The following is a 24,197-nucleotide window of genomic DNA, read 5'->3' on the forward strand; positions in this document are numbered from 1 at the left end:
CGCCGGTATCACTTGTACCTGACGTCCGCCAGGGGCAGGTCGTTCGGGCCCGGGGCCACGTCCATCTGGAACTTCCTCGGGCAGGCCGTGACGTCGGCGGCGAAGCCGCCTGCGGTCCGCTCTATCGACAGGCAGAACGCGTCAGTCAGGCGCACCGGATACATCTTCGCGTCGCCCTTGAGATAGAGTTTCCGGTTGGAGTCCGCGAACAGCGCGGACGGGGTGGTCCACATCCTCCGGCCCTTCTCCATCTCGGCCGGTCCGAGCGAGAAGACTATCTCGGACACCTCGGGGTCCTGAGGCCCCCGGCGCTCCACGTCGTCCCACCGGTAATCGCAGCGGGTGACGTCCGCCTTGAAGCCCTTGGGGCCCCGCTCCAGGAGCATGGTGGCCGTGGCGCCCGGCTGGAGGGAGGCCACGGAGTCGCGCCGCAGGTACATCTTCTTTTCCTTGTCGCGGTACATGGCGCGGGGTTCGACCCACAATCTCTGGCCGGGCTGCATGTCGCCGACCGGGATGGCCGAGCCCCCCGAGGTCCTCTGGAGTTCCTCGATCCTGCTACGCTCCTTGGCCAGCTCCGCCAGGGCCTCCTTGGGGTCGCTCGAGAGCTCTCCCGAGGGGTAGAACCTGTTGGTCATGGAGGAGGCGTCCCAGGGGATCTGGGCCTTGCCCGTGTCGTCCATCACGCGCACGCGCACGTTTAAGATCGTGTCCTGGATGCTCTGCCCCCGCTTGGGCAGCTCCTGGAGCAGGTACTGCGTGAACAGCCCGTTGCTCCCGGACCCGTCGGACGCCACCTGCCCGGGGCCGGTGGCGTAGACGATGAGCGTGCCCCGGGGCGCGTTCATCAGGGCGAGGCCGCGCTGCGCCGAGCGGAAGCCGCGCGAGAAGGGGTTGTTCCTGCAGGCGTCGAGGATGACGATGTTCACCGAGCTCTGCTTGTCCTCCATCTTGCCGATGACCTGGGAGGCCGACAAGGCCCCGAACTCCACGTCGGATTCGGTCGAGATGTCGGCGTCCACCGGGATGAGCCAGTTGTCCCCCTTCACCTGGACGCCGTGCCCTGCGTAGTAGAACAGCCCCACGCTGTCCTCCTTGAGCCGTTCCCCGAACGCGGCGAGGCCCTTCTTCATCTGCGCCTGGCTGGCGTCGATGAGCTCGATGACCTCGAACCCGAGGCCCCGGAGCACCTTGGCCATGGCCGTGGCGTCGTTGGGCGGGTTCTTCAGGGGGGCGTCCTTGTAGCCGCCGTTGCCGATCACGAGCGCGTGCCGGGATTCGGCCGCTGCCGGGCCGGCGGCGAGCAGGGCCGCGAGCGCCCCCAGAAGGAGGGCCCTGCCGAGGCGGTGGAGATGTGTCATGGCTCCCTGTCGCTTTTCATGATGAATTCCACGCGGCGGTTCATGGACCGCCCGGAGTCCGAGCCGTTGCCGGCCAGGGGTTCTGAGGCCCCCGCCCCCTCGGCGGCCAGGCGCGAGGGGTCTATGCCGTGCCGTTGGACGAGATATTGCCGCACGGCCGAGGCCCGGCGCCTGGAGAGTTCGAGGTTGTAGGCGGGCGGCCCGGTGCTGTCCGTGTGGCCGACCACGAGGAACCGTTTCCCGGAGAGGCCGCTGGAGAGCGCGGCCGCGAACGAGTCCAGCAGCGCCCACGACTGCTTGCCGATGGACGCGGAATCGTGCTCGAAGTGTATCCTGGCGCCCACCCTGGCGCGGTCGGGCTCCACGGACTTGAGCCCCCTGTCCGGCGGGCGCAGGAACTCCCGCTGGATTTCCTCCGGGGTGGTGGGGAAGGCGAGCTCCCGCGCCGCGGCGTCGCAGGCGGACAGCACGAGCGCCGCCTGGAGAAGGAAGCACCACGCAGGGACGTTCATTGGTGGTTGAAATCGAGCATGAAGGCCCCCCGGCCGGGCTCCAGGCCGAAGCTCTTGGCCTTCAGCGGGAGGGGGGCGCCGCCGGTCCAGGAGATGTCCAGCGGTTGGTCCGTGACGATGGCCCCCAAACCCCTGGAGCGCACGGCGCCGTGCAGCAGCTCGCGTTTGACGCCGCCCGCGGGGCGTCCCTTGCGCAGCGAGGCGCCGATGGCCTCCAGCCGGGGGTCGGGGCCGGGGGAGAAGTACACGAGGATGCGCTCCTGCCCCGGCGAGGAGTCCAGGACGAAGGCCTTGTCGCGGGCGGGCAGGACCGCCGTGTCCCCGGCCTTCACCGGATTGGCGTTGCCCAGCCGGGTGTTTCCGAAGCTCTCCATGGGGAAGAGTTGAAACACCCCCCCGTGGCTGTCAACCTGAAATACATACGCATAACCGTCCTGATGCGGCGTGAGCACGACCTTGTATTGCGTGCCGGAGAGGAGCGTGTCCCCGGGCATCACGCTCACGAGTTCCCCACCCTCGCCGGACCTGGCGGCCACGCTGACCGACAGGCTGCCCGCCTTGCCCTCCCCTCCCTGGACCGGCCCCGCGGCGACCCTGACGAGCACGGCCGCGACCTGGTCGGCCGCGCGCGACAGGCCCTTCAGGCCCGCGTCGGAGAACGCCGAGGCCGAGGCGAGGACGGCCCCGTCGGCCACGGAGACGGCGCGGCAATCGAGGCGCAATTCCCCGCGCAGGCTCGAGACCGACCCCACGACCACGGCGTCGGCCCCGGCCATCAGCCCGAGTTTCTGCGCGACACCGGCTGCGCCCTTGGCGGAAGGGCCGAACTCCATCTCGTCGAGCACGTGGGCGATCTTCGCGCGCTCCACCACGGCCACGGCCGCGCTGCGCGCCAGGGCGGCCGTGAGGTATTCAGAGGCCATCCTGCCCAGGCCGCTCCCCGTCGCGCCGCCCTCGGGGCCGCCCAGGGAATCGAAGGGCATCACCGCCATGGTCCGCACCGGCCGCGCCCCGACAGGGGAAGGCTCTCCGGCGCGGCAGGGGAGGGCGAGCAGGAGCGCCGCGAGGAGCGCGAACAGGGGCAGCCGCCAGGGGAGCCGTCCGCCGGGGGCGCGGCATGCGCCCGGGAAAGGCCGTTGGGCTCTGTGGCGCATCATAACGACCGCAGCAGCGCCGCGAGGCCCGGGTTGTCCTTCTCGGAGGCGAGCAGCCGGGCGATGTGCTCCGCCATGGCGGCCTTCTGGTCCAGTCGCTGGAGGCCCGCGAGATAATACAGGTGCGGTGTCGCGTCCCCGGCGGGCATCTTCTTCATGAGGAGCGCGTACTGGCGCTTCAGGTTCTCGAGTTCCTTCCTCTGCGCGCCGTCCAGGGGCGCGTCGGCGGGCTTGCGCGCGCCGGGCCCTGAGTCCGCGCCCTTGCCGGCGTTGAGCGTGCGCACGTTGAACTGGCCGGACACCAGCTCCTTTTGTTCGCGCAGCAGCGGGGACTCCTTGATTGAGGCCACGTCGACGCCGAGGCTGACGACCACCGGCTTCTGGGCCGATTCGAGGTCCAGGGCCTCGTGGGGCTGGATTTTCAGCCTGGCCGGGCCTTGCCAGTCCTCGGCCTTCCCCAGCGGCAGATAGCTCAGGCGGAGAAAGGCCCCTTTGGGCAACTCGACGGAGTCGCCCGCGAGCAGCTTCTTGTACTTGGTCAGGGACTGCGGCTGCCCCGCCTCGCGCTTGAGGAGGACATCGCCGTCCAGCCCGGACACGATGCAGGCCACCGGCCCCTGGGCGAAGGACGCCCGGAGCAGGACGAGCTGGACGAGCGCCAGCAGGGCGAAAGCGGCGGATACTCTCTTCACGCGGCCTCCTGGTGTTTTTCGATCCCGACTATCTCGACCACGGCCACGTCCTCTTTCTTGCCCTTGACGTGCCGGACGGCCCTGCGCCCGGCGAGGACGCCCGGCCCGGCGGCCAGGAACGCCTCCTCGCTGGTCACGATAGCCCAGCCGAGGTCCTTGGTCAGCCCTTCGAGCCTGGAGGCCGTGTTGACGGTGTCCCCGATGACGGTGAACTCCATCCTCTCCGGCGAGCCGATGTTGCCGAGCAGGGCCTCGCCCGTGTGCAGGCCGACCCCGATGCGGAAGGAGTCCGGCCCGAGCCCGGGGAAGCGTCGCGAGGCGTCCTGCCGGAAACGCGCGGCCAGGTCCTGGAGTTCGAGCGCCGTGAGCACGGCCTGCCGGGCGTGGCCGGTGCAGCCCAGGGGCTGGCAGAAGACGCACATCACCGCGTCGCCGATGAATTTGTTGACCATGCCGCCGTTTTTTTCGACCACGCCGCAGACGTCGGGAAGATAGGCGTTGAGGAGGCTGACCACGTCCTCGGGCGTGAGCCGCTCGCTCAGGACGGTGAAATCGCGGATGTCCGAGAACAGCACCGTGACCGGATGGCGGGCCCCGCCGAGCTCGGGCGCTTCGCCGCTCAGCAGGATCTGCTCCAGCGCCCTCGCGGAGACGTATTTCCCGAAGATGGCCTTCATTTGGGCGCGGGCGCGTTCGGTCCTGGTCATCCGGAGCCCGCCGATCCCGATGTACACGCAGCTCTGGCCCAGGGCGAGCCCGGCCACCGGAAGGAGCACCCCGCCGAGGAAGAACAGGAGCCCGGTGGCCCACCCGGCAAGGATCACGAACAGCTTGACCCCGTTGCCCATCAGCGGGGTGTAGCGGTCGCACGCGAAGGCGGAGGCCGCGAGGAAGGGCAGCCAGACCAGCCCGGCGAACCACAGCGGGGCGGCGCTGACCCTCCCGGGGTTCAGGAGCGTTTCCGCGATGTTGGCATGGATCTCCACGTTGCTCATGTCCCGGTGGCCGAACCCGGCGAAGCTCGGGGAGTACGGCGTGGGCAAACGGTCGGAGGCCCCCTCGAACTCGACCCCGACAAAGACGATTCGGCCCTTCACCAGGGCCTCTTCCTGCGGCGTGAGCCCGCCCTCGCGCAGGACGGAGGACAGGGACACCCGGGGGATCGTGCCCGGGGGGCCGCAAAAGGAGATCGGCATGGGCCGTTCGCGCGCCAGGTCATGCCAGGGGGAGGCAGCCTCCTCGCCTTGGGCCTTGAGGACCGCGGCGGCCGCGAACGTGGGCCAGCGCCGGGGAGCGGGCGCGGCGTCCAGCAGTTCGTAATCCAGGACGAATTTCCGCACGCGGTTGTCCGGGTCGCGGTTCAGGGTGGTCAGGCCGGTGCTGGCGGGGCCGCCGGACAGGGCGTTCATGTACTCCGCCGCCGGAAGCCGGACCTTGATCTCCGCGCCCACGCGCACCAGGTTCGCGGCGAGGACAACGTTGCCCTCCGAAAGGGAGAGGTCGAAATCCTGGTCGTAGTCCAGCAGGTCGACGGCCGCCAGCGAGGCGATGCCGAGCGTTTGCAGCCATTGGGTGGGGGTGATGCCGAGGTGGATGTCCAGGGCCACGGCCCGGGCTCCGGCGGCCCTCAGCCGAGTGAGCGCCTTGGCGTAGATCGGGCCCCAGAACACCAGCGGCGTGTCCGGGTGGGCCGCGAGGGTCGCGTCGTCAAGCGAGGCTATCACGCTGTGCGTCGCGTCGTGCCTCTTCCCGGCGATGACGTGGTAGACGTCCTGGCACCAGTCGTCGACCCTGCGGAGCGCGCCGGAATCCGTGCTGATGCAGGCCGCCGCGAACGAAACGAGGACGACCAGGGCCAGGGTGGTGATTCGTTTTGTTTCCAAGACACGCTCGCTGTGCCGGGTAGGCCCCGGGAACAGCATGGCGGGGCGGCCGTTTGTCTGGAGTCCGGAAAATAAGCCAAGCCGGGAATGTGCAGTCGCGCCGGTCTTGGCGTTGGGCACGCCGCAAAATCCTGGCGAGCAGAATATAGACGATGTCAGGTAACCGTATCCAGCTGAAAGCGCAAATATAAACCGTGCGGCGCTTGCAACGGCGGGTTGCCGTGGTGCCTAGGCCTGACGGGGAGATGAAGACGTGCGCAACCTACAAACGTTGTCTTGGCTGGCTCCGGTTGCATGGCCGCTGGCCTCGGGAAAAGAAATGGAGGCGTTTTTTGCCGCTGGCCGCCTAGTTTCCCCGGGGGAATCCGTGGCCGGGGCGGAAGGGTTCGAGGCGTCCCGGGTCCAAAGGGAGCCGCGTCCCTGTATTTCTTTGCCAGCGCGCCCCGCCCTGGCGTATTCGGAAGCGAGGCTGGCGGGATGGTCGCCAGGCAGGCGCTTGCCGGCCCGACCCCGCTCAGGCGAAGGGGCGTCCCATGAATGAACGATTCGGCGGCCCAGGCCCGTCCTCCCCGGCCGCCCTGGCCGTGGCCACCGTGGCCACGGGCGTGCTGGCCGGGGTCGCCGGTATGGGCCTGGCCCTGCTGCTCCGCGCGGTCCAGCACGTGGCCTTCGGCTACGACCTGTTCCGTCTGAACGGCGGTGCGAGCTTCCTTCAGGGGGTCTCGGCCGCGAGCCCGGCGCGCCGGGTCGCGGCGCTCTGCGCCTGCGGCCTGGTGGCGGGGGTCGGCTGGTGGCTGGTGCGGGGGCGCTTGGCTCCGCTGGTCTCCGTCCGCAAGGCCGTCGACGCCGAAGGCCACCGGATGCCCCTCGCGGCCACCACCTGGCACGCCCTGTTGCAGATCGTCACCGTGGGCCTGGGCTCGCCCCTGGGCCGGGAGGGGGCGCCCAGGGAGATCGCGGCGGCCTATGCCGGATGGCTCGCGCGCACGATGAGGCTCACGGACGGGGAGGCGCGGACCCTGGTGGCCAGCGCGGCCGGGGCAGGGCTGGCGGCCGTGTACAACGTGCCCCTCGGGGGCGCGCTGTTCGCGCTGGAGGGTTTGCTCGGCACGTTCCGCTTCTCGTCCGTGCTCCCGGCCCTGGCCACGTCGTGCATCGCCTCCATGGTGGCCTGGATCGGGCTTGGCGACGTGCCGTCCTACGCCTTCGCCCCGGAGGCCATCTCCGCCCCGCTGGTGGCGTGGTCCCTGGCTGCCGGGCCGCTCTTCGGCGCGGCGGCGTTCGGCTTCGTCCGGTGCGTGGCCTGGGCGCGCGAGCGCGCCCCGCGGGACAGGCGCATGATCCCTTCGTGCCTAACGCTGTTTCTGGCGCTGGGCTTCCTGGCCGTGCCGTTCCCGGAGCTTCTGGGCAACGGCAAGGGGCCGATCCAGCTGGGCTTCTACGATGAACTGACGCCGGGGGCCGCCGCGGCGCTGTTCGCGCTGAAGCTTCTGGCCGTCACGGCGTCCCTGCGCGCCGGGGCCGGGGGCGGGCTGCTCACGCCGGGCATGGCCCTGGGGGCCATGCTGGCCACAGTGACCGCCGGGGCGTGGAACCTGGCCTTCCCGGCCATCGACCCGGCCAGCATGGCCATCGTCGGCGCCGGGGCCTTCCTGGCCTCCTCCATGAACATGCCGGTCACGGCCGTGGTGCTGGTCTACGAGTTCACGCACTTCTCCCACGACTTTCTGTATCCGCTCATCCTGGCGGTCTGCGGGTCGTATGCGGTGTATACTTGGCTGGCGCGGAGAGGGACGCGAAGGGCCTGAAGCGGTCTTTGGGCAATTGGCGCGGTGCCGCCGACAGTTTGTGGCAACGCCGCCAGAGGTGAAGCCGGCAGTAGGGGGCAGCCCAGCTTTCGACCTCTTCCCGGAACAGGTCGAAAGACTCTCAAGCACATTCACACGTCTCGGGCATTCCCTACCAAAATCGTCTGCGGCCCTTGTGATTCGCATTCTGTGATACACGGAGGCGATTGTTCGCCACATGCTTCCTTGCGGCATTGTTTTATGGTATGTTTATCAAGAAATTTGTACTTGTCCGGTGTGGTTTCCTGGCCCTGCGTGTCCTGCCGGCCATGGGGAAAGGTTCAAACGTCTACTGCACCACCAAGCCAAAAGGGTGTTCGGAGATACCCGTTCTATGCCAGCAGGATCAACAAAAGCAGTGCATGGGAAAAGCCGTTCTTCCTCGGCCACTTCCGGCGCCGAGGCGCGGGCTGATGCCGGATATTTCGCGCGCGGCGGATTTTATGGGCTCACGTCCTCCATCGCCATCCTTGATGGAGGCGGCACCATACTTATGGTCAATGCATCCTGGAGGGGATTCGCCAGGGAAAATGGCAGCGATCCCGGCGAGGTGAGCGAAGGAACGAACTACCTCGAAGTCTGCGAGCAGGCCACCGGAGATGACGCTGCGGTGGCGCTGCGCGCTGCTGCGGGGATACGTATGGTTCTGGCAGGGGAATCCTCCCACTTCTCCTTGGAGTACCCGTGCCACTCTCCAGGCGAAAAGCGCTGGTTCTGCGCGGTGGTCACTCCCTTTCCTGACGACGGGCCGGCCAAGGCCGTGGTTTCCCACGAGAACATCACCGAACGTAAACTCGCCGAAGAGGACTTGCGGGAGAGCAAAGAGAAGTTCAAGAGGATTTTCGAGTCCAACCCGGAGCCCGTGGTGCTCGTTTCCGTGCGTGAGGCGCGCTACCTCGATGTGAACGAGGCCTTCCTCAAACTCATGGGCTATGCCCGGGAAGAGGTCATCGGCAGGACCGTTCCCGAGCTCGGCATCTGGGCCGACCAGGCGGAACGGGCCAGTTTCAGGGCGCTTCTCGCGAGGGACGGCAGGGTCAGGGATTTGGAAGCCAGGCTCAAGGCGAAGTCGGGCGAAGTCCGCACGGTGATCCTTTCCGTCGATCTCATGGAGATAGGACACCAGGCGTGCATGCTTTCAGTGGTCAAGGACATCAGCGAACGCAAACTGATGGAAGAGGAACTCCGGCACGCCAAGGAGGCGGCCGAAATCGCGAATCGTGCCAAAAGCGAGTTCCTGGCCAACATGAGCCACGAAATCCGCACTCCGCTGAATGGGATCCTGGGCATGCTGCAACTTCTCCAGACGACTGCCCACGACAGCGAGCAGAGCGAGTACATCCTGACGGCCATCCGGTCCTCAAGGCGGCTGGCCAACCTGCTGTCGGACATCCTGGACCTGTCGCGGATCGAGGCGAGGAAGCTGGCCCTGCAAGAGGCCGCGTTCGATTTGGGCAATCTCAAGGAGGCAGTGCTGGACCTGTTCAATCTCGCCGCCAAGGACAAGGATCTCTCGTTCGAATTCGACCTGGACGAGCACCTCTCGCGGGTTCTGGTGGGCGACGAGGTCAGGGTTCGCCAGATTCTCTGCAACCTGGTGGGCAATGCCATCAAATTCACCCAGAAGGGCGGGGTCCGGGTCGAAGCCTTCGCGCTCCCGGTCCTGCGCGAAGGCTGTCCGCATGTGCTGTTCATCGTTCATGACACAGGCGTTGGAATCCCAGCCGACCAGATGAAGAGCATCTTCGAGCCCTTCGTCCAGGGTGAGAAAGCCTACGCGCGCCGTTACCAGGGGGCCGGACTGGGGCTTGCCATCGCGAGCCGGCTGGTGCGGTTCCTGGGTGGGGAGCTTGCCATCGAGAGCGAACCGGGCCAGGGGTCCTCCATCTACGTATCCATACCCTTCAAGATGCCCAAGCAGGATCAGGAATTGCTCGTTACGGCATCGGAATACGTTGCCCGGCTTGAACGCGTCGGGCTGCGCATCCTTTTCGCGGAGGATGACTCGGTGACCAGGCTCACGGTCAAGAGACTGCTGGAAAAGGCCGGGCACCATGTGTCAGGGGCCGTGAATGGGCGGGATGCCCTGAGAGTCCTCGACAGCGACGAATTCGACCTGATCCTCATGGATATCCAAATGCCCGAGATGGACGGGCTTGAAGCCACGCGGGCCATCCGCTTCGATGACCGGTTCACGCGGGTGCGCGAAATCCCGATCATCGCCCTCACGGCATACGCCATGGCCGGGGACAGGGAAACCTTCCTCGCGGCAGGCATGACTGACTACATCGCAAAACCCGTGGACATCGGGGCGCTCAAGGAAGTGATCGCCAAGGTGATGTTGGAGGCCGCTGAAAAACGAGAAAAAGAGCAGTCAGCTTTTCGTTGCTGATCGGCCTTTTCCTTGGGGAAATTCGTGGCCCGGATGAGGGGATTTGAACCTCCGCCCCCCTGAACCCATCACGCATGTGTCGTCGATATTAATTTGAAAGAGCACGCTATTTGAGCTTGAAGCCAACATCCTTCGGAGAAAATTTGCCCTTGCCGGGACATTCCGGGTCTTCCTGCGGTTGTCCTTCCATTTCGTTCAAGGTCGAAGCCAAGCCTGATCCCAAGCCTGAACTTCTTGCCCTTCGACGCGCACTGCGCCTTGCGGGGCGATCATTTGCCTCTTTGTTGTACAAAACTAGACGATTGGAATCGCCAGAACCCGGACAGGAACCATTTTCCGCTCCACCGATGGACGCCCTCTGGCTGCCGCGTTGATCGAGTCGCCCTTCGGGTCCGAGTAGCGCCTTCCGGTGCCGCCGGGCATGGGTGAGGTGGTAATGGGGCGCATCACGCCAGCATGGATTGGGATTCGTCACGATGGGTATGGCGTGTCATGCTCCATGGTAACAAGGGCTGCTTACCCTGGGTTCATTATGACACCTGCCAAAGACCTCATCGGTGGACGGCTTCAGGTTTTCTGCAACGGGGGGCGGGTAAAGCCAGTATCTCTAGCAAAACAGCCAGGCGCAACGCCATTAGAAGCTGACGTTGACCCCCAACTCGCCGCCGTAGGTTGCCATCTGCGGGTTCGAGAACATGGTCGAGAACGACGCCCGAAGCATCACCCGCTCGCTCACCTTGAAGGAGGTGCCGAACGTCGCCGTGCCCCAGTCGGTGTTCACGGGCACTGCGTCCATGGAAAAGGGCGGGGCGGCCGTGGATGTGAGCGCGGCCTTCACCTTGCGCTTGGTGTCGGCCAGTTCGTGGTTCCACGCGGCCTGAGCGAAGGGCTGCCATCTTCCCACGTCCGCCAGGGCCCGCCAGCCCAGTTGGGTGACGGCGGACTCGCGCTTCTGCTCTCCGTAGGACAGGGCGGTGACGCCGCTTGTGCCGGATTCGGTGAAGCCCTTGATGGTCACCCGTTGCAGCACCAGGCCAGCCATCGGCCCGGTGGTGATCGGTCCCCATTTGAGGTCTCCGCCCAGGCGCAGGGCCAGGCCCAGGGAGTAGCCGGTGGTGTCGGCCCTGTTCTGGTCCATGAACAGGCCAAGGGGGACGTTGCGGGTGGTCTTGTCCTGGAGAAAGCCGTACGAAGCCGTCGCGTCGCCCCACACCGGGCCGTATTTGTAGGCGGTATAGAGGCTTATGGTTTGGTCGTTCTGATCGTAATGCCCCGCGCCTTGCGAGAAGTTCTGGGTCTGGGTTCCGGCGGCGAAGGCCGCGCCCAGGATGAGTCCGAAGGAGGTCTGGTAGTCCGCGCCCACGCTCCCCACGAACGGGGTACCGGTATCATCCGCAAATCCCGAGTAGTTCTTGATCTGTAGCGAGCTTATCCCGCCGCTGGCCCAGACGTTTATGCCGGTGTCGCCACGGTGCTGCCCGGACATGTCGATCTGGCCCTGGATGGTGGCCGCGCGGGAAAGCCCTCCCTGCACCGGGCCTTCGGCCAAGAGCGACATGAGGCTTGGCGCCATGAGCAGGCTGTGTTCGTAATCCGCCTCGATCTGCTGGCCCGCGGTGGTCAGGTGCTTGCCGTCGATGAAGAGATAGGTCTGCATCTGGAGGGGGGTGATGTCGTCCCAACTGGTCACCAGGGCTGCCACCGGGGAAGGGGCGTTGGACGCCAGCACAGAGGACGGCGTGAACCCGAACAGCGCGGGCTGCATGGACACGAACCGGAACAGGCTGGTGAGGTCCGCGGGGATGAAGCGCACGCCCGCAGCCGAAAGATACGCCCACTTCGTGTTCCCGTAGTCGATGGCCCTGGCGTACGCCTCTGCGTTGGCGACGGGAACGACGCCGCCAAGGCCGGTCAGGGCTGAAGCGTAGAAGGTGTTGGGCACCATGATGGTGCGGGCTCCGGCCGCTTGCAGGGCGGCCACGCCTTGAGTGAGCTGGACGGCCACGCCGTTTAGGAAGGTGGGGTTGGCGGCGATCCAGGCCGCGCTCTGGCTCTGCACGAAGATCAGGTCGTTGTTGCCGGTGTTGACGACATACAGGGCGTTGGGGTTTGCCGCGCCTCCCCCGGAGGCGAGGTAATTGGCGATTTGCTGGGTCGTGGCCACGTTCCCGGGCAGACTTCCCGGGATGGCGGGGCCGCCGGGGGTGGCGCTCAGGAGCGTCGTATAGGCGGCGCCATTGGCGGAGATGGTTCCCCCGGCGCTGACCGGCTGGGCGCCCAGGCCGAGGCGGCCTCCCAGCATGGTGGTGGTCATCACGCCCGGCCCGGCGAACCCGCCCTGGGCCCCGGCAGCGATGGCCGAGACGAGAGCCGCGTTGACCGACGCGTTTCCCGTTGAAGCATAGCGGAAATACCCTGTATCCAGGGTGCTGTCGCCAAACCCGATGAGCTGGTTGAATTGCCCTGCGGCGTCGGCCTGGGCGGAGACGATGAGAATGGTGAGGATCAACAAGGCGGCGAGTGAGACAACGCGTTTCATGCCGAAAACCTTTCCTAGGGGTAGGGGGGCACTGCTGAATTGGCCGTAAGGTTTCGAAGGGTTAGCTTAGGCGTTTAGTGCCAAGAGCTCAACATGTAAATAATTCGGAGGACGCCCTGCAAAGAGGCGGGGAAGGATCGTGCGGGAGGAGGCGCGCGGGAATTGCCACACTGGAGACAAAGAAAAATGGCCGGTTAACGAAAGTTAACCGGCCATTTTCTTGGGGAAATTCTGGTCGGGATGAGAGGATTTGAACCTCCGACCCCCTGAACCCCATTCAGGTGCGCTCCCAGACTGCGCTACATCCCGACGCGAAGGGCCGTCATTTACCCCCGCGCCCGGTCCGTGTCAACGCGGAAATTGCCCGGCGCGGCTTTTTTTCGCTCCCGCGCTTTGCCTGCCGCCCCCTTTCAGGCTACTTTCCCCCGCAAGGATGCGCGGTTGCGCCCGGAATCCTCCGGGCGGGGCATCCATGCAAACCGGCCGCAGCGCGGCCACGGACCCGCCAATGCAAAACACGGATGACACCCGGCCGGTGCTCGTCACCGGCGCGACCGGCTACGTCGGGGGCCGCCTGGTTCCCTTCCTCCTCGCGCGCGGCCACCGAGTGCGGGCAGTCGCCCGCTCCCTGGACAAGCTCTCCTGCCGCCCCTTCGCCTTCCACCCGGGCTGCGAGCTGGCCCGGGCCGACATGCTGGACCCCGAAAGCCTGCGCCAGGCCCTGGCGGGATGCCGCGCCGCGTTCTACCTCGTGCACTCCATGCAGTCCGCCGGGGAGGGCTTCGCAAAGGCCGACGAGGACTCCGCCCGCAACTTCGCGGCGGCCTGCGCGGAGGCGGGCGTGGAGCGCATCATCTACCTGGGCGGGCTTGGCGACGAGGAAGCGGGGCTCTCGCACCACCTGCGCTCGCGCCTGCACACGGCCAGGGTCCTGGCTTCCGGCCCGGTGCCCGTGACGTTTCTGCGCGCGGCCGCAATCCTGGGCGCGGGCAGCGCCTCCTTCGAGCTCATGCGCTCGCTCACGGAGCGCCTGCCCGTGATGATCACCCCGCGCTGGGTGCGCACGCGCTGCCAGCCCATCTCCATCCGCAACGTGCTGGACTACCTGGCGGGCTGCCTGGAGCACCCCGAGACCGCAGGCCAGGCCTACGACATCGGCGGGCCGGACATCCTCACCTACGAGGACCTCTTCCAACTCTACGCCAGGGTCGCGGGCCTGCCCCGCCGCCTCATCATCGCGGTGCCGTTCCTGACCCCGCGCCTGTCCTCGCTGTGGGTGCGCCTGGTCACGCCGGTCCCGGCGGCGGTGGCCCAGCCGCTCATCGAGGGGCTGAGAAACGAGGTCGTCTGCCGCGAGTCGCGCATCCGGGAGGTGGTGCCCGTGCCGCTTCAGACCTGCGAGGAGACCTTCCGGGCCGCGCGCCGCGAGCTGAAGGACCGCCTCGTGCCCACCTGCTGGGCCGACGCCGGGCAGGTGCGCGCGCCCGAGTGGGTGGTCTGCGGGGATGCGCCCTACGCTGGGGGCGAGGTCTACGAGATGCGCTACGAGGCGCGCCTGGCGGCCGCGCCCGAAGCGGTCTGGCCCGCGGTGGAGTCCATCGGCGGGGAGCGGGGCTGGTACTTCGCGGACGTCCTCTGGAAGCTGCGCGGGTTCATTGACCGGCTCATGGGCGGGGTGGGCCTGGGGCCCGGCAGGCGCGACCCGGCCTGCCTGCTGCCGGGCGACGCCCTGGACTGCTGGCGCGTGCACGCCTGCGAGCCGCCGCGAAGGCTCGTGCTGCTCGCGGCCATGAAGTCCCCGGGCGAGGGGGCGCTGGAGATCGAACTTGAAGCGGCCCCGGCAGGCGGGACGCGCCTTGTGCTGCGGGCGCGCTTCCAGCCCCGGGGCCTTGCCGGGCTCGCCTACTGGTGGGGAATGTATTTCCCGCACCACGTGCTCTTCACGGGGCTCGTCAGGGGCCTTGCCCGCGCGGCCGGGACGGGCGTCCTGGATGGGCCGCGCAGGGTCGCGCCGGGAAACTCCCCGGGCTGCCGCCTGCCTGGGGGAGGAAGGTAGCCCGCGCGCCCGGAAAGCGTGATCCGGGCTTGATTTCGATCCGCCCTGGGGGTAGCCCGGCCATGCCCGACCGGAAAAGGCAACAATGCGCGCCATACACCAGACCATAACGCCCAGGAGGGGCTTCACCGCGGCCGACGCCATCGTGCTCACGGTGCTGGCCGTGCTCGTGTACGCGGCCACGCGCATGGCCGCGTCCTCGCCGCCCGAGGTTCCCGGCCCGGCCATCTCCTCGGACCCCTCGGAGTTGCCCTGGTACGCGCTGCTCTCGGTCGGCAGGATGTTCGCGGCCTACCTGCTCTCCCTGGCCTTCACCTTCACCTACGGCACCATGGCCGCGTCCGGGCCGCGCTCGCGCGCGGTGCTGCTGCCCGTGCTGGACGTGCTCCAGAGCGTTCCGCTCCTGTCGTTTCTGCCCGTGGTGATCCTGAGCCTCACGGCCATACTGCCCACGCAGCTCGCCGTGGAGCTCTCGGCCATCGTGCTCATCTTCACCAGCCAGGCCTGGAACATGACCTACTGCTGGTACCAGTCGCTCATCACCATCCCCAAGGAATACTCCGAGGCCGCGCGCATCTTCCGCATGAACCCCTGGCTCAAGTTCCGGGTGCTCCAGCTGCCCTTCGCGGCCATAAGCCTTTTGTGGAACTCCATGATGAGCTGGGCCGGTGGCTGGTTTTTCCTCATGGCCTCGGAGATGTTCACCGTGGGCCAGAAGGACTTCCGCCTGCCCGGGCTCGGGGCCTTTCTCCAGGAGGCCTCGGCCAAGGGCGACATGGAGGCCATCGCCTGGGGCGTGGGCACGCTTGTGGCGGTGATCGTCATCCTGGACATCTTCGTGTGGCGCCCGCTCATGGCCTGGGCCGAGCGCTTCAAGCTGGAGATGATGGAGGCCGAGCACCCGCCCACGTCCTGGGTGCTCGATTCGGCCCGCTCCTCGCGGCTCATCGGCTGGTTCATCGAGACCGTGGTGGAGGGCGCGCTCGAGCGCGTGGACGCGTTCATGTCCGGGCTTCTGCCCCTGGAGCGCCGCGAGGGCGCGGCCAGGCGCGGGCACGCCTGGGCCTGGATAGTGGGCGTGCCCCTGGCCTGCGCGTGCGCCTACGGGGCTTTCCACGCCGCGTTGATGATCGTGCGCGTGCCCGCAGGCCAGTGGTACGAGATCTTCGTGGGCCTGCTCGCCACCCTGGCCCGGGTCTGGACCGCCCTGGCCATCGCCCTGGCCCTGACGCTCCCCCTGGGCCTGGCCATCGGGCTCAACCCGCGCGTGGCCCGGGTGGGGCTGCCGCTGGTGCAGATCATGGCCTCCATCCCGTCCACCGCGCTCTTCCCCGTGGTGCTCCTGGCTCTGATGCAGGCCCCGGGCGGGCTTGCCGTGGCCTCGGTGTTCCTCATGTTCATGGGCTCGGTGTGGTACATGCTCTTCAACGTGATGGCGGGCGCGTCCACCATCCCGCGCGAGCTCATCAGCATGAGCGACACCATCGGCATCAAGGGAGTGGAACGCTTGAAAACGCTCTACCTGCCCGCGCTGTTCCCCTACCTGGTCACGGGCGGAGTGAACGCCACGGGCGGAGCCTGGAACGCCTCCATCGTGGCCGAGTACGCCCTGGCGGGCGGCGAGCACGTGAGCACCACGGGCCTGGGCTCGGTCATCGCCCAGGCCACGGCCGCCGGTGACTACCCGCTGCTCCTGGCCGCCACCCTGACCATGGTGCTGGCCGTGGTGGGCTTCAACCGCTTCTTCTGGCGCAGGCTCTACAACCTGGCCGCCGAACGCTACGTGATGGAGTGAACCATGAACACCCGCGCCGAACTGCAACGCCTGGTCACGGTCAGCCAGGTCTACGGGGCCGGTTCCCGCCAGTTCCACGCCATCAAGGACGTGAGCCTCTCCCTCAAGGAGGGGGAGATCGTCTCGCTGCTCGGCCCCTCGGGCTGCGGCAAGAGCACCATCCTGCGCATCGTCACCGGGCTGCAAAAGCCCACCGAGGGCCAGGTGGTCTACCGCGACAAGCCCCTGACCGGCGTGAACCCCCGCGCGGCCATCATCTTCCAGAGCTTCGCGCTCTTTCCCTGGCTCACCGTGCAGGAAAACGTGGAGGTGGCCCTGAAGGCGCGCGGCGTCTCGCCCAAGCTGCGCGCCCCCCGCGCCCTGGACATGCTCCACCGCGTGGGCCTGGACGGCTTCGAGACCGCCTACCCGCGCGAGCTCTCCGGCGGCATGCGCCAGAAGGTCGGCTTCGCGCGCGCCCTGTCCATCGAGCCCGAGATCCTCTGCCTGGACGAGCCGTTCTCGTCGCTGGACCCCCTGTCGGCCGAATCGCTGCGCGGGGAACTCCTGGAACTCTGGACCACCGGGGCCATCCCCACAAAATGCCTGGTGATGGTCTCGCACAACATCGAGGAGGCCGCGCTGGTCAGCGACCGCATCCTGGTCATGGACAAGGAGCCCGGGCGCATCGTGGCCGAGCTCTCCGTGAACATCCCGCACCCGCGCGACCGCAAGTCCAAGCAGTTCCTGGAGATCGTGGACCGCGTCTTCGCCATCCTGGCGGGCCAGACCCTGCCCGAGGCCGACGAGCACGGCTCCGCGCCCGGCGCGCCCGGCAAGACCCGCGCCCTGCCGCACATCGAGCTGGGCGACCTCTTCGGCCTGGCCGAACACATCGACTCGAGCCCCGGCAACACCGTGGACATCTACCGCCTGGCCGACGAGTTCCAGATGGAAGTGGACGAGGTGCTGCCCCTGGTGGAGGCCGCCGAGCTTTTGGGCCTGGCCATCGTCAGCAAGGGCGACATCTCGCTCACCGCGCTCGGCGAGACCTTCGCCGAGGCCTCCATCGCCGCGCGCAAGGAGATATTCGCCAGCCGCATCCGCAAGCTGCCCTTCTTCCAGTGGCTCTTCACCCTGCTGCGCAACGCCGAGCGCCAGCAGCTCAAGTGGGAGGTGGTCCAGACCGCGCTGGAGCTGGAATTCCCGCCCCACGAGGCCGAGAAGCAGCTGGACACCGCCGTGACCTGGGGCCGCTACGCCACGCTCCTGGCCTACGAGGACGACACCGGCATCATGAGCCTGGAGCCGGAACCGGCGGGCGTGCGGGCCGCGTAAGAAGGCAGGATTCAAGATGCCTCCGGCGGCCAGGGGGATGATCCCCCTGGACCCTCGAAAGCTTCGCGTCTTTCACCGGATGCAACGTAATGGGCCGCGCGCTTGCCCATCGGGCTCGTTCGGCCTATGAATCGGCAAGTTTCCACAAGGGGAGTCCGCCATGAGAGCCTTGCGCCGCGCCGCCCTGCTGATCGTGATCCTGGCCCTTGCCGCGCCCGCCCTTGCCGCGCAGAAGGCCAAGGCCCCGGCCCCCGCGCCAGCTCCTGACCCGGACGCCCAGGCGCTGACGGAGTTCTTCAGGCAGGAGGCCGAAAAGTCCCCGCGCACGCTCGATTTCAAAATCGAGGGCGGCTACGCCGACATCCGCACCGAGGCCGCCGAGTCCTCGGGCCGCTACTTCCTGGCCGGGCACTCCATCACGGCCGTTGCCACGGACATCTACCGCCTGGACCTGACCTTCAAGCGCAAGTTCCAGCGCGACGTGATCGACCTCACGCCCGAGTATTTCTTCACCCAGCAGCGTTCGTATTACTTCTGGTACGGCGGGGGGATGAAGATCGTGTTCAAGGTGGGCTCGGCGCGCAAGGAAGTGAAGATCCCCAGGAAGGAGTCCACCGAGATCAAGGTGCGCTCCCTGGAAACCTACACCGTGGAAAAGACCAAGCTCTCCATGGAGATGAGCCTGAGCGACGGCGGCACGCGCATCGTGCTGGAGCTCAAGTTCATCTGAAGTCGCCGGCAGCCCGTGAAGGAAGCGGGAGTTTTTCAACAGGCTGCTAAAGGTCCAGCCCGAGAAGCTCCCGCAGGAGCGGCCGGCACGTCTCCCAGTCCGGCTCGAAGCGCGCGGCGTCGATGCGCGTCACCGGGCGGATGCCGCCCAGGCTGTTCAGCCAGTAGGCGTGCCGGAACCCGGGCAGCGCGGCCAGGGTGATCTCGGCCTCCTCGATGTGCAAATGGCGGCTCGCGGCCTCCAGGGTCAGGCTCGGCAGCCTGTGGGGCGAGGACGGGACGTAGAACCCGTGCCCGTCCGAGAAGACGAGCGCGGCGCAGGCCGCCTCCAGCACGCGCCCCTGAAAGTCCGTCAGCAGGGCGTCGTGGGCCCCGGCCGCCCTGGCGTGCTCCCAGGCCAGGCGCTGGTGCAGGTTGGCCATGGTCTTGTGGCGGCACAGGTGCGAGACGTGCGCCTCGGGATACATCGCCAGCTCGCACGCGGCCTCGGGGTCGATCTCGTAGGGCGCGGCCGCCACGCACAGGCTGGCCTCGCCGCCGGGGGCGTCCTGGTAGCAGAAGAGGTTCACCCGGGCCGTCTCCCCGGCTAAGCCGTTGGCGCGGGCCACCTCCATGACCGCCGCCCTGAGCTCCGCGTCCCCGGGCAGGGCGTGGCGGATGCGCAGCGCGGAAAGGCTACCCCGCAGGCGCTCCAGGTGGCGCTCGAACCTGGGCAGGGCGTGGCCGCGCAGAAGGATGGTCTCGAACACGCCCATGCCGCAGCGAAACGCCGGGCCGGCCACGTCCAGGCTCGCCGCGCCGCTCCCCAGCCTGCCGTCGATCCAGACGATCATCGCGCACCCCTCCCTGCCAGGGCCAGGAACTTGGAGGCCTTGGCCAGGGCCTCCTCATACTCCGAAACCGGGTCCGAATCCACGACAATGCCGCTCCCGGCGTGAAACGAGAGCGTGCCCGCGTCCTCGTGGGCCACGGCCGCGCGGATCACCACGGAGCTGTCCAGGTCGGCCGGGCCGTGCACCATGGCCAGGCAGCCGCAGTAGGCCTCGCGGTGGTGCGGCTCGAGCGCCGCGATGACCTCCACGGCCCGGGCCTTGGGGCAGCCCGTGACCGAGCCCGGGGGCAGGGCGTCCCAGAGGAGGTCCAGGGCGGTGGAGCCCGGGGCGAGCTCTCCCGTGACGTTGGAGTACGCCTGGACGAGGCCGTCCACCAGGAAGGCCGAGCGGTGCCCTTCGACGCCCACGGACCCGTAACGGCAGTGGGGGCTTATGTCGTTTCGGATCAGGTCCACCACCATGGAGAGCTCGGCCTCTTCCTTGGCCGAGTCGAGGATCGCGCGGTAGGACTTGGCAGGGTTGGCCCCGGCCAGGCGCGTGCCCTTGATGGGCTGGCTGAGCACGCGCCCAGCGCACACGCGGATGAAGCGCTCCGGCGAGGTGGAGACGATGGCGTATGGCGAATCGTAATACAAAGCGTAGAACAGGGCGGGCTTCTCGCGCAGGAGCCTTGTGAACAGGCGGGCCGCGCCGCCGCCCGCGGCCCATTTGGCGTCCAATCGGGCGTCGAAGCGGATGGAGAGGTTCAGCTGGTAGACGTCGCCGTCCAGGATGTGGCCCAGGGCCTGGCGCACGGCCTGCACGTAGCCCTCGCGGGTGAGGCTTTGCCGCACCGGCCCAAGAAAGGGGCCGGGGGCGTGGGAGGGGAGCACGGCGCGCGCGGCGGCCAGGACGCGCCGGACTTCGCGCAGGGCCGCCTCGTCCCGGGCGAGGATGCGCACGGTCTTGCCGTCCGGGGCGGGGGCCACCAGGGCGCGGTACTTGCGGAAGACCCCGGCCGGGAACGCGGGCACGGGAAGCTCCACGCCGAGGCCCTCGAAGCCCGCATGGTAGCCGAGAAACCCCAGCGCCGTGCCCGGGGTGGAGAAGCAGAAGCGCTTGAGCTCGCCAAGCCCGCCGTCCCGGCCCATGCGCCACTCGGCCACGGGCCAGAGCCCAACGGCGCCGCCCGCGTCCACGCCCGGCAGCGCGGGCGTGACAAAGGCGTCCGGCCTGTGCGGGGCCAGGGCGTCGAGCCAGGCGAAACCCTCAACCGGGCAGAAGCAGGCGCAGGCAGTCACGCAGGATATCCTCCCCTTGCGGGGTCATGAAGGATTCGGGGTGGAACTGGAGCCCGAGCACGGGCAGGCTCTTGTGCCTCGCGGCCATGGGCACGCCCTGGAACCGGGCCAGGACCTCCATGTCCGGGGCCACGCGGCTGAGAAAGAGCGAGTGGTAGCGCGCGGCCGCGACCTCACGGCCGAAAAGCGTGAACCGGCTGGCCCGGCCGTGCACGCAGCCCGGCAGGCGTTCGACCTCCCCGCCGAAGTGCAGGTTGGCGATCTGCAAGCCCAGGCAGATGCCCAGCACCGGCATGCCGGAACCCAGGAGCGGCCCGTACCCGGGGTAGTCGCGCGGGTGGCCCGGCCCCGGGGAGATCACGGTGAGGCCGAAGTCCCTGGACATCCCGGCCGAGAAGCGCGGGTAGGGGACGATCACGGGAACCTCGCCCGTGGCCCGGACCAGCAGGTGCTCCAGGTTGCGGGTGAAGCTGTCGCGGTTGTCCACCAGCAGGGTATGCATGGCCGCCTTGGGTAGTGCGGCTCCCCGCGCCGGTCAAGGGTGTCCGGCCGGTGAGGCCGGCGCTGGCGTGTTGACCGCGCCGGGAGCGGCAGGTATGTCCGGGCGGCCCGGAAAAGGGCCGGAAGTGAGGTCATGGTCGAGAATTTCGAACTCTTCGCCCAGGTGTGCGTGGCGATCCTCCTGGAGGGCGCGCCGTTTCTGCTGCTGGGGTCGCTGGCCTCGGGCTTCTTCGAGGTCTTCGTGCCAGGCGAGGCCCTGGAGCGCATGATGCCCAAGAACGCCGTGGCCGGAGTGCTGGCCGGGCTGGTGCTCGGCATGGTCATGCCCTGCTGCGAGTGCGGCATCGTGCCCTTGATCCGCCGCCTGCTGGCCAAGGGCGTGCCGCCCGCCACGGGCATGACCTTCATGCTGGCCGGGCCGGTGATCAACCCCGTGGTCATGGCCTCCACCTTCGTGGCCTTCCAGGGCGACACCACCGTGGTGACCCTGCGCTGCGGCCTGGTGGCGCTGGTCGCCGCCGTGATCGGCTTCGCCTTCCGGAACCACAAACCCCAGGACCTGCTGGCGAAGAACGCCAGGCCCCTGGCCACGGCCTGCGGCTGCGGGGACGCCCGGCCCGCGCTGTTCGGCTCGCTGGAGGACGCCGTGCCCCTGGGCCAGGCCCTGGCCGCGCCGCCCCTGGCCGGGCGCATGGAGCATGCCCTGCGCCACGCCCAGGCGGACTTCCTGGAGATGTTCAAGATCCTCGTCATCGGCGCGGCCATCGCCGCGGCCTTCAAGACCCTGGCGCCCGTTGGGCTCGTCGCGCTCATGGAGAAGGACCTGCTCCTCTCGGTCACGGGCATGATGGGCCTGGCCGTGCTCCTCTCGCTGTGCTCCCAGGCGGACGCCTTCGTGGCCGCCTCCTTCACGGGCTTCCCCGTGGCGGCCAAGGTGGCCTTTTTGGCCCTGGGGCCGGTGCTGGACGTGAAGCTTGTGCTCATGTGGAACGGCGTGTTCAGGCGCGACGTGGTCAGGGTGCTGGTCGTCGTGCCCATGGTGATGGTCTTCGCCTTCTGCATGGTCCTGGGCGCGGCCGGGAGGGTCTGGCAGTGAAGTTGCCCCGCAAGCTTCCGGGCCTGGTCGAGGCCGCCTGCCTGCTCGCGCTGGCCGGGTTCCTGGCCTACCTGCTGATGGCCGGGAACTACTGGATGTACCTGAATCCGCGCTTCCAGGCGCTCTCCTGGGCCGCGGCCGCCGTGCTGGCCGTGCTCGGGGCGTACTCCCTGGCCAGGCCCCCGGCCGGGGCCACCTGGATGCGCGCCGGGCTCTACGTGCTGGTGATCGTGATGTGCCTGGCCAGCGAGGTCGGGGTGCGCCGGATGCTCGACCGCCAGGGCCTGGACCAGGCCGCCCAGGCCGAGGAGGCCCCGCTGCCCTCGCGGGTGTCCAAGGGCGGCGTGGAGTACGTGCGCATCAACCTGGGAGAGCTTTTCGACATCGTGGGCAAGGAGCAGCGCGGCAAGATGGGCCAGGACTACGCGGTGCGCGGCTTCGCGCGCCGCTCCCCGTCCCTGGACGCGAAGGGCGAGTTCGTGCTCTACCGCGTGGCCCTGTACTGCTGCTACGCCGACTCCACGGCCGTGGGCATCAGGGTGCGTGCGCCCAAGGGCGGGGCCCTGCCCGAGAACGGGGCATGGGTGGTGGCCTACGGCCGCCTGGAGCCCTCGCCCCTTGAGGGAACGGACGCCCAGGACGCCTTCGGCGGCGCGGCGTTCGCCTCGGTCGAGCCCACGCACGCCCTGGCCGCCAGGCTTCTGGAACCGGAGAAGGCCCCGGGCACGGGCATGATGTACGAGTGGCGCTCCGAGGAGCCCTACGCCTTCTGATCCCCGGGCAGGCTAGCCTATCCGGGCGAGCAGTTCCTCGATCCTGGCCTTCGCGGCCAAACCCTCGACCCATTCCTTCGGCAGGCCGCCGATCCCCTTCCAGGCGCAGAGCACCATGCCCGCGAGCATGTTGCGCACGGCCGAGTCTCCCCCGGCGCTGGCCGAGGCGCTCATGGCCCTTGCCGGGTCGTCCTCGTGCCGGGCGATGAGCTGCACCGTGGACTGGAAGGCCCCGTCGATGTGGCAGCTCTGGCCGAAGCGGGCGATGGCCGTCACGCTGTCCTCACCGGCCGCGTTCAGCGCGTCCTCGAACCAGCCGTGCAGGGGCGAGCCGTACAGGCGGCCCTTGAGCGCCTGGCGCATGGCCTCCACGGGCGGCGTGCCCGTGAGCGCGGCCTGAGCGGTGCGGGCGAAGAATTCGGCGGCGTCGGCCACCTTCTGGTTGTTGTGGGTTGTCGTGGTTTGCGCGCGGCAGGCCGCCACCATGGCCTCGGGGTCGGCACGCAGGGCGTAGACCACGGGGGCCATACGCGCGGCCCCGGCGAGCTCGTCCGAGACCGAGCCGGCGTCCGAAAAATCCCACCCGGCCGCCAATTGGGAGAGGGTGTTGCGCGTGGCGCGGTCCACGTAGCCCGTGTAGCCGCCCTCGAACATGGCCCGCCAGCGCGCCGCGAAGTCCGCGAGGTCGAAGCGGCCGGAAAAGGCGATGGATTCGAGCAGCACCAGGGCCTGGTCGCCGTAGTGGGTGAGGTGTCCGGCCCCCTTGCCCGGATGGTAGGAGCCGGGGCCTGGGGCCTTGAGGCTCGCGACCCGGCCGTGTTCGCGCTTGATCTGGGCCTGGTCGTAGATCCAGTGCACGCCCAGCGCCAGCGAGTCGCCTATGAAAGAGCCCAGGACCATGGATGCGGCGTTGTCGTTCACGGCAAGCCTCCTCGGTGTTTGCCCGCACTTATACCCCGGCTGCGGGGCCGGAGCAAGGGCGGGCGGAGAAAAGCGCGGGAGGCGCGGCGGTGAGGGTCAGGCTTCGCGGGAGAGCCAGGGCTCCAGGTCGGTGAGGGTCAGGGGCTTGACCAGCACGCCGTCCATGCCCGCGTCCAGGCAGACCTGGTGCTCGGGGCCGTCCGCGTAGCCGGTGACGGCCAGGATGGTCAGGCCCGCGCCGTCCTGCCCGGCGTCGCCGCGCCGGATGCGCCGGGCGGTTTCCGGGCCGTCCAGGCCAGGCATGGAGTAATCAAGGATGACCAGGTCGAAGCGCTCCCCGGCCAGGGCCTCCAGGGCGTCCTTGCCGTCCTCAACCACATGGGCCTCGTGCCCGGACTTGCCCAGGAGCATGGAGTAGAGCCTGCGGTTCACCGGGTCGTCGTCGGCCACGAGGATGCGCAGGCCTGCGCATCTTGTGCGGCGCGGTGTCGGGGGCGGCTCGTTTGCGGGCATGGG

At 68.4% G+C, this 24,197-nt stretch carries 19 protein-coding genes and 1 tRNA gene; 8 read left to right on the forward strand and 12 right to left on the reverse strand.

What is annotated here, in order from left to right:
* Positions 1–8 precede the first annotated feature (8 nt).
* The 5 genes from ACZ5V4_RS10265 to ACZ5V4_RS10285 all read right to left on the reverse strand — a co-directional run bounded on the left by ACZ5V4_RS10265 (position 9) and on the right by ACZ5V4_RS10285 (position 5,602).
* Positions 9–1,361, reverse strand: coding sequence for a caspase family protein (locus ACZ5V4_RS10265; protein WP_464314760.1), 1,353 nt, complete (start codon positions 1,359–1,361; stop codon positions 9–11).
* The gene (locus ACZ5V4_RS10270) at positions 1,358–1,831 is read right to left on the reverse strand and encodes an OmpA family protein (RefSeq protein WP_464314761.1); all 474 of its coding nucleotides are present in this window, start codon (positions 1,829–1,831) and stop codon (positions 1,358–1,360) included. The genes ACZ5V4_RS10265 and ACZ5V4_RS10270 overlap by 4 nt, the downstream gene beginning before the upstream one ends.
* A gap of 38 nt (positions 1,832–1,869) precedes the next feature.
* On the reverse strand, positions 1,870–2,865 hold the full coding sequence (locus tag ACZ5V4_RS10275) for a DUF4384 domain-containing protein (protein WP_464314762.1): 996 nt from the start codon (positions 2,863–2,865) through the stop codon (positions 1,870–1,872).
* Between the two features lie 161 nt (positions 2,866–3,026).
* Positions 3,027–3,719 (reverse strand): hypothetical protein, encoded by a 693-nt coding sequence (locus ACZ5V4_RS10280; protein ID WP_464314763.1) that lies wholly within the window; start codon positions 3,717–3,719, stop codon positions 3,027–3,029.
* On the reverse strand, positions 3,716–5,602 hold the full coding sequence (locus ACZ5V4_RS10285; RefSeq protein WP_464314764.1) for a CHASE2 domain-containing protein: 1,887 nt from the start codon (positions 5,600–5,602) through the stop codon (positions 3,716–3,718). The genes ACZ5V4_RS10280 and ACZ5V4_RS10285 overlap by 4 nt, the downstream gene beginning before the upstream one ends.
* 533 nt (positions 5,603–6,135) lie before the next feature.
* Between ACZ5V4_RS10285 and ACZ5V4_RS10290 the strand changes: the two genes are divergently transcribed.
* Positions 6,136–7,410 carry a chloride channel protein gene (locus ACZ5V4_RS10290; RefSeq protein WP_464314765.1) on the forward strand — a complete coding sequence of 425 codons (1,275 nt, stop codon included), beginning with the start codon at positions 6,136–6,138 and terminating at the stop codon, positions 7,408–7,410.
* 373 nt (positions 7,411–7,783) lie between these two features.
* A complete protein-coding gene (locus tag ACZ5V4_RS10295) occupies positions 7,784–9,841 on the forward strand; it encodes a PAS domain-containing hybrid sensor histidine kinase/response regulator (protein WP_464314766.1) in 2,058 nt (685 codons plus the stop codon).
* 634 nt (positions 9,842–10,475) lie between these two features.
* On the opposite strand, the gene ACZ5V4_RS10300 is transcribed toward ACZ5V4_RS10295, so the two are convergent.
* Complete coding sequence (locus tag ACZ5V4_RS10300) at positions 10,476–12,380, reverse strand: autotransporter outer membrane beta-barrel domain-containing protein (RefSeq protein ID WP_464314767.1); 1,905 nt, start codon at positions 12,378–12,380, stop codon at positions 10,476–10,478.
* A 232-nt stretch (positions 12,381–12,612) separates the two neighbouring features.
* A tRNA-Pro gene (locus tag ACZ5V4_RS10305) sits at positions 12,613–12,689 on the reverse strand.
* Between the two features lie 199 nt (positions 12,690–12,888).
* Between ACZ5V4_RS10305 and ACZ5V4_RS10310 the strand changes: the two genes are divergently transcribed.
* The 4 genes from ACZ5V4_RS10310 to ACZ5V4_RS10325 all read left to right on the forward strand — a co-directional run bounded on the left by ACZ5V4_RS10310 (position 12,889) and on the right by ACZ5V4_RS10325 (position 18,278).
* Positions 12,889–14,436 (forward strand): SDR family oxidoreductase, encoded by a 1,548-nt coding sequence (locus tag ACZ5V4_RS10310; protein WP_464314768.1) that lies wholly within the window; start codon positions 12,889–12,891, stop codon positions 14,434–14,436.
* Between the two features lie 85 nt (positions 14,437–14,521).
* Positions 14,522–16,231 carry an ABC transporter permease gene (locus ACZ5V4_RS10315; RefSeq protein WP_464314769.1) on the forward strand — a complete coding sequence of 570 codons (1,710 nt, stop codon included), beginning with the start codon at positions 14,522–14,524 and terminating at the stop codon, positions 16,229–16,231.
* Between the two features lie 3 nt (positions 16,232–16,234).
* Entirely contained in the window at positions 16,235–17,548 is a 1,314-nt protein-coding gene (locus ACZ5V4_RS10320) for an ABC transporter ATP-binding protein (RefSeq protein ID WP_464314770.1), read from the forward strand.
* A 160-nt stretch (positions 17,549–17,708) separates the two neighbouring features.
* Entirely contained in the window at positions 17,709–18,278 is a 570-nt protein-coding gene (locus ACZ5V4_RS10325; RefSeq protein ID WP_464314771.1) for a hypothetical protein, read from the forward strand.
* 46 nt (positions 18,279–18,324) lie between these two features.
* Here the strand turns inward: ACZ5V4_RS10325 and ACZ5V4_RS10330 are convergent, their stop codons facing one another.
* From ACZ5V4_RS10330 to ACZ5V4_RS10340, 3 genes are read right to left on the reverse strand one after another with little or no spacing between them, the layout of a single operon-like run.
* Complete coding sequence (locus ACZ5V4_RS10330) at positions 18,325–19,110, reverse strand: aminotransferase class IV (protein ID WP_464314772.1); 786 nt, start codon at positions 19,108–19,110, stop codon at positions 18,325–18,327.
* Positions 19,107–20,390 (reverse strand): chorismate-binding protein, encoded by a 1,284-nt coding sequence (locus tag ACZ5V4_RS10335; RefSeq protein WP_464314773.1) that lies wholly within the window; start codon positions 20,388–20,390, stop codon positions 19,107–19,109. Before ACZ5V4_RS10335 ends, ACZ5V4_RS10330 begins: the two co-directional genes overlap by 4 nt.
* Positions 20,359–20,892 (reverse strand): anthranilate synthase component II, encoded by a 534-nt coding sequence (locus tag ACZ5V4_RS10340; RefSeq protein WP_464314774.1) that lies wholly within the window; start codon positions 20,890–20,892, stop codon positions 20,359–20,361. Before ACZ5V4_RS10340 ends, ACZ5V4_RS10335 begins: the two co-directional genes overlap by 32 nt.
* Before the next feature lie 132 nt (positions 20,893–21,024).
* On the opposite strand from ACZ5V4_RS10340, the gene ACZ5V4_RS10345 reads away from it, so the two are divergent.
* Complete coding sequence (locus ACZ5V4_RS10345; RefSeq protein WP_464314775.1) at positions 21,025–21,987, forward strand: permease; 963 nt, start codon at positions 21,025–21,027, stop codon at positions 21,985–21,987.
* Positions 21,984–22,760 carry a TIGR03943 family putative permease subunit gene (locus ACZ5V4_RS10350; RefSeq protein ID WP_464314776.1) on the forward strand — a complete coding sequence of 259 codons (777 nt, stop codon included), beginning with the start codon at positions 21,984–21,986 and terminating at the stop codon, positions 22,758–22,760. The genes ACZ5V4_RS10345 and ACZ5V4_RS10350 overlap by 4 nt, the downstream gene beginning before the upstream one ends.
* A gap of 12 nt (positions 22,761–22,772) precedes the next feature.
* On the opposite strand, the gene ACZ5V4_RS10355 is transcribed toward ACZ5V4_RS10350, so the two are convergent.
* Both ACZ5V4_RS10355 and ACZ5V4_RS10360 read right to left on the reverse strand, forming a co-directional pair.
* A complete protein-coding gene (locus ACZ5V4_RS10355; RefSeq protein ID WP_464314777.1) occupies positions 22,773–23,681 on the reverse strand; it encodes an ADP-ribosylglycohydrolase family protein in 909 nt (302 codons plus the stop codon).
* A 96-nt stretch (positions 23,682–23,777) separates the two neighbouring features.
* Positions 23,778–24,194, reverse strand: a complete 417-nt coding sequence (locus ACZ5V4_RS10360) for a response regulator (RefSeq protein ID WP_464314778.1) — start codon at positions 24,192–24,194, stop codon at positions 23,778–23,780.
* Between the last annotated feature and the right edge of the window lie 3 nt (positions 24,195–24,197).

The organism is Fundidesulfovibrio sp. YSD1 (assembly GCF_055397115.1).

Excerpts from the sequence above, each read along its gene's own strand:
- ACZ5V4_RS10300 (WP_464314767.1), bottom strand. The coding sequence starts at position 12,380 with ATGAAACGCGTTGTCTCACTCGCCGCCTTGTTGATCCTCACCATTCTC.
- ACZ5V4_RS10315 (WP_464314769.1), top strand. The coding sequence starts at position 14,522 with ATGCGCGCCATACACCAGACCATAACGCCCAGGAGGGGCTTCACCGCG.
- ACZ5V4_RS10275 (WP_464314762.1), bottom strand. The coding sequence starts at position 2,865 with ATGGCGGTGATGCCCTTCGATTCCCTGGGCGGCCCCGAGGGCGGCGCG.
- ACZ5V4_RS10290 (WP_464314765.1), top strand. The coding sequence starts at position 6,136 with ATGAATGAACGATTCGGCGGCCCAGGCCCGTCCTCCCCGGCCGCCCTG.
- ACZ5V4_RS10310 (WP_464314768.1), top strand. The coding sequence starts at position 12,889 with ATGCAAAACACGGATGACACCCGGCCGGTGCTCGTCACCGGCGCGACC.
- ACZ5V4_RS10265 (WP_464314760.1), bottom strand. The coding sequence starts at position 1,361 with ATGACACATCTCCACCGCCTCGGCAGGGCCCTCCTTCTGGGGGCGCTC.
- ACZ5V4_RS10330 (WP_464314772.1), bottom strand. The coding sequence starts at position 19,110 with ATGATCGTCTGGATCGACGGCAGGCTGGGGAGCGGCGCGGCGAGCCTG.
- ACZ5V4_RS10360 (WP_464314778.1), bottom strand. The coding sequence starts at position 24,194 with ATGCCCGCAAACGAGCCGCCCCCGACACCGCGCCGCACAAGATGCGCA.
- ACZ5V4_RS10295 (WP_464314766.1), top strand. The coding sequence starts at position 7,784 with ATGCCAGCAGGATCAACAAAAGCAGTGCATGGGAAAAGCCGTTCTTCC.
- ACZ5V4_RS10340 (WP_464314774.1), bottom strand. The coding sequence starts at position 20,892 with ATGCATACCCTGCTGGTGGACAACCGCGACAGCTTCACCCGCAACCTG.
- ACZ5V4_RS10325 (WP_464314771.1), top strand. The coding sequence starts at position 17,709 with ATGAGAGCCTTGCGCCGCGCCGCCCTGCTGATCGTGATCCTGGCCCTT.
- ACZ5V4_RS10320 (WP_464314770.1), top strand. The coding sequence starts at position 16,235 with ATGAACACCCGCGCCGAACTGCAACGCCTGGTCACGGTCAGCCAGGTC.
- ACZ5V4_RS10345 (WP_464314775.1), top strand. The coding sequence starts at position 21,025 with ATGGTCGAGAATTTCGAACTCTTCGCCCAGGTGTGCGTGGCGATCCTC.